At 64.4% G+C, this 3,881-nt stretch carries 4 protein-coding genes; 3 read left to right on the top strand and 1 reads right to left on the bottom strand.

Annotated features, from left to right (window positions below):
* The 3 genes from NTW95_05950 to NTW95_05940 form a co-directional block, all read left to right on the top strand.
* A partial coding sequence (locus NTW95_05950; GenBank protein MCX6556961.1) for a hypothetical protein occupies window positions 1–1,971 on the top strand: 1,971 nt, incomplete at its 5' end.
* Between the two features lie 82 nt (window positions 1,972–2,053).
* Window positions 2,054–2,338, top strand: a complete 285-nt coding sequence (locus tag NTW95_05945; GenBank protein ID MCX6556960.1) for a glutaredoxin family protein — start codon at window positions 2,054–2,056, stop codon at window positions 2,336–2,338.
* The gene (locus NTW95_05940; protein ID MCX6556959.1) at window positions 2,335–2,850 is read left to right on the top strand and encodes a ferredoxin:glutaredoxin reductase; all 516 of its coding nucleotides are present in this window, start codon (window positions 2,335–2,337) and stop codon (window positions 2,848–2,850) included. Before NTW95_05945 ends, NTW95_05940 begins: the two co-directional genes overlap by 4 nt.
* A 137-nt stretch (window positions 2,851–2,987) precedes the next feature.
* Here NTW95_05940 and NTW95_05935 read toward each other — a convergent pair.
* The coding region (locus NTW95_05935) for an aminotransferase class V-fold PLP-dependent enzyme (GenBank protein ID MCX6556958.1) at window positions 2,988–3,881 on the bottom strand (894 nt) is incomplete at its 5' end.

Below are 3,881 nucleotides of genomic sequence, written 5' to 3'. Positions count from 1 at the left end.
AATTTTTACCTGGGCCTGGAATGGGGGAGCGGCCAATGGCTGCGCGCCTGGAGCGCCAGGTTCAAAATTCCCCTGGTCTGGGCCCAGGCGCTGCGCTGGACCGGCAACGCCCAGAAGTACGCCGTGGCCCGGGCGGTCTTCCAGCACCTGCCCCTGCCCGAAACGCTCGGAAAGGACGCCGGGCTGGACGGGCTGATCCCGGCCGAGGCTATCACGAGGCGCTGGGGCGAGGCCGGGCGCCGGGCCCTGGCCGGCACGTTCGGCCTGGCCGAGCGGGTCGGCTTCGCCTTCGCCGGTCTCGAGGCGCTGTTCCCCGACGGCGGCAACGACCTGGAAATCCTGGTGCGCAAAAAACTGGAGCGGCGCCGCGCCGGGCCGGCCGAGCGCGAGCGGGCCCAACAGGAGCTCCAGGTGATCCGCGCCACCGGAGCCGCCGCTTATTTTCTCATCGCCGGAAAAATCGCCGATTTCTGCCGGCAACGGAAAATATTTTTCAACCTGCGCGGCTCGGGCGCCTCCTCCTTCGTCCTTTTTCTGCTGGGCATGTCGCGGGTCAACCCGCTGGAGCACGGCCTGCTGTTCGAGCGTTTCGTCAACAGCCTGCGCCCCGACCTGCCCGACATCGACATCGACATCGATTCGTCGCGGCGCCAGGAGGTTTTCGGCTGGCTGTTCGAATGCTACCGCGGCCGGGCGGCCTTTGTCTCGAGCCACAAGTTTTTCGGCGCCCGCTCGGCCCTCTACGAAACGGCCCGCGCCTTCGGCCTGAACCCCGACGAGGCCCACGCCCTGACCAAGCCGCTCCCCATGTTCGCCGAGCCGGGCGAACTGGCCGCTTACGGCCGTCCCCCTGTGGGACTGGCCGAAAAAGGCAAGGGTGCCCAGTCCCCCAATGGGACGGCCGCAGCCGGCCTGGCGCGCATCTACCGGGCCGCCGCTCTGCTGGACGGGGTTTTCCGGGAGCTTTCGCTGCACGTGGGCGGCGTGGTCTTCTCGAGCCAGGCCATCGACCGCTCGCTGCCCCTGACCCGCTCGCCCGAGGATTTTCCGCAGCTGGTGTGGGACAAGGACACGGTCGAACGCCTGCGCATCTTCAAGCTCGACCTGCTGGGGGTACGCGGCTTCGAGGTCATCGCCCCGCTGGGGCTGGGCGGAGGCGCGGACCCCGACGACGCCGTTGTCTGGCGGTTGATCCAGCAGGCGCGCACCGTGGGCTGCTTCCAGCTCGAGAGCCCGCTCTCCAGGGAGAACCTGCTGCAGGCCCGCCCGGCCAGCCTGACGGAACTGGCCATCGCCGTGGCCATCATCCGCCCCGGGCCGGCCCGTTCGGGCATGAAAAAGGCCTACCTGGAGCAGCAGCGGCCCTGCCATCCGCTGCTGGGGCGGCTTTTCCCCGACAGCCGCGGTGCCCTGATCTTCGAGGAGCAGATCACCATGCTGCTGCACCAGGTCAGCGGCTGGAGCCTGGAGCAGGCGGAGATGGCGCGCAAGGAGCTTAAAAAGAAAAAAGGCGAAGCGCGGCGGGCCGATTTTTTCGCGTGCGGCCTGAAAAACGGCTGGAGCCCGGGCGAGCTCGAATTGTTCTGGAAGCTGGCCCTGGATTTTTCTTTGTACGCCTTCTGCCAGGCCCACAGCCTGGCCTACGCCTACGCGGCCTATCTTTCGGCCTGGCTGAAGGCCCGGCAGCCGCTCGACTTCTTCTGCCGCCTGCTCAACGCCAACGGCGGCTATTACCCGCTGCCGGTGTACATCGAGGAGGCCAAGCGCTCGGGGCTGGCCATCCTGCCCCCCGACGTCAACGGCAGCGGCCTGGGCTTCGCCCCCGCCGGGGAAAAGGCCATCCGCTGCGGCCTGCTGGCGGTCAAGGGCATCGGCGCCAAGCTGGCGGACCGCGTCGTGGCCGGCCGCGGCCGCGGCTACGGCAACCTGGACGATTTTCTTATACCGTATACCGTACACCGTATGCCGTAAACCGATATCTGGCAGCGCACCTTGTTTGACTTTGGCATCGATGGTGGACTATAATTTTGCAAACCTCGGCAGGAGGGAAACCATGAAACCTTTCACCCATGTGGCTGGCAAGGATTGCGGCCGGATCGTCTTCTACGGGCTCAGTACCTGCGTCTGGTGCAAGAAAACGCGGCGGCTGCTTGACGACCTGGGAGTCGCCTACGATTATGTGTATGTCGACCTGCTGAATGACGAGGAGCGGGAGCGGGCCATGGCCGAGGTGCGGCGCTGGAATCCTAACGAGTCTTTTCCCACCCTGGTATTCAATGAGGCCAACTGCGTCCTGGGTTATGATGAAGAAAAGATCAAGGCGGCTGTCAAGTTATGAAAAAGGAAATAGAGATCAGCGATGCAGCTGTCGATGCGCTGCTGCAAAAACTGCAGCGCGAAGCAGAGGCGTCGGGCTATCACCTGAACAACGACCGTAAATTCGTCCGCGAGCTGGTCGGAGGCCTGCTGGTCAACCAGCAGCGCTACGGCTACGCCGCCTGCCCGTGCCGGCTGGCGGCGGGCGAAAAGGCCGCTGACCTGGACATCATCTGCCCCTGCGACTATCGCGACGCCGACCTGAACGAGTTCGGCGCCTGTTTCTGCGCCCTGTACGTCGGCCCGGAGGTCAGCGAAGGCAGAAAACAGGCCGCTTCCATTCCCGAACGCCGTCCGCCGGCAAGCCAGCGCCGCGCTGCCAAGGCCGAGATATCCGCTGGTGCGCCGCTGGGCAAGCTCTCGCAGCCCGTCTGGCGCTGCAAGGTTTGCGGCTATCTGTGCGCTCGCGGCGAACCGCCCGATATCTGTCCTATTTGCAAGGCGAAGAAGGAAAGGTTCGAAAGATTCATGTAGAGCTTGGCGTACGGTTGACGGCGTACGGTACACGGTGGAAGAAAATAGCCTTCTATTAAATAATTATATTTTTTCCCGAATCTCTTGCCGTCTACCGTATACCGTTAGCCGTAAACCGAGTCCTAGAGTGTCGCCCTTCACACCGGCCTGAAATCGCTGCGCAGATCGGTAACCGGCTTCTTCCAGGTGCGGTGGTGGAACTCGCCGGTTGCCGGCTCGAAGACGTAGTCCTGCTGCCAGCGCTCATAGTTGTCCAAAACGGCGTGCACCGCCGCGGCGATGGCGCTGACCTCCGCCTCGGTCAGGGTCGGATGGAGCGAGATGCGCACCCAGCCTGGCTTATCCGACAGGTCGCCGTGGTTGATCATGTCGGTGATGTGCCGCGAGTGCTCGCGCTCGACATGGAGCAGGATGTGGCCGTAGGTGCCGGCGCACGAGCAGCCGCCGCGACTCTGGATGCCGAAGCGGTCGTTGAGCAGCTGCACGATCAGGTTGTGGTGGCGATGGAGCGAATAGAAGGAGATGATGCCCAGGCGGTGCGGCTGTCCGGCTTCGAGAACCTCGATCTGGGGATGGCGCAGCAGTTTTTCCAGGAAGAATTTTTTCAATTCTTCCTCGCGGGCAAGGATATGCTCGCTGCCCATGTGTTCCTTGAGCAGCACGGCCAGGGCGGCGCGGATGGCCTGCAGGAACCCGGGCGTGCCTCCATCCTCGCGCACCTCGATGTCCTCGTAGTAATGCTGCTCGCCCCAGGGATTGGTCCACAGCACGGTGCCGCCGCCGGGCTGGTCGGGGATGCGGTTGTGGTAGAGCTGCTTGTTGAGCACCATCACCCCGGAAGAGCCGGGGCCGCCCAGGAACTTATGCGGCGAGAAAAAAATCGCGTCCAGGCGCTGCTGCGGATCGGCGGGGTGCATGTCGATGGGGACATAGGGGGCGGCGGCGGCGCAATCGACGAAGCAATAGCCGTGGTGGCTGGGCAGGATGGCGGCCATTTGCTCATCGGGGGGCTGGATGCCGGTGACGATCGA

It is taken from the genome of Candidatus Aminicenantes bacterium (genome assembly GCA_026393795.1).
GTDB lineage: Bacteria > Acidobacteriota > Aminicenantia > UBA2199 > UBA2199 > UBA2199.
Note: the sequence above shows the minus strand (reverse complement) of the source record. Positions and strands in the feature narration are given on the sequence as shown.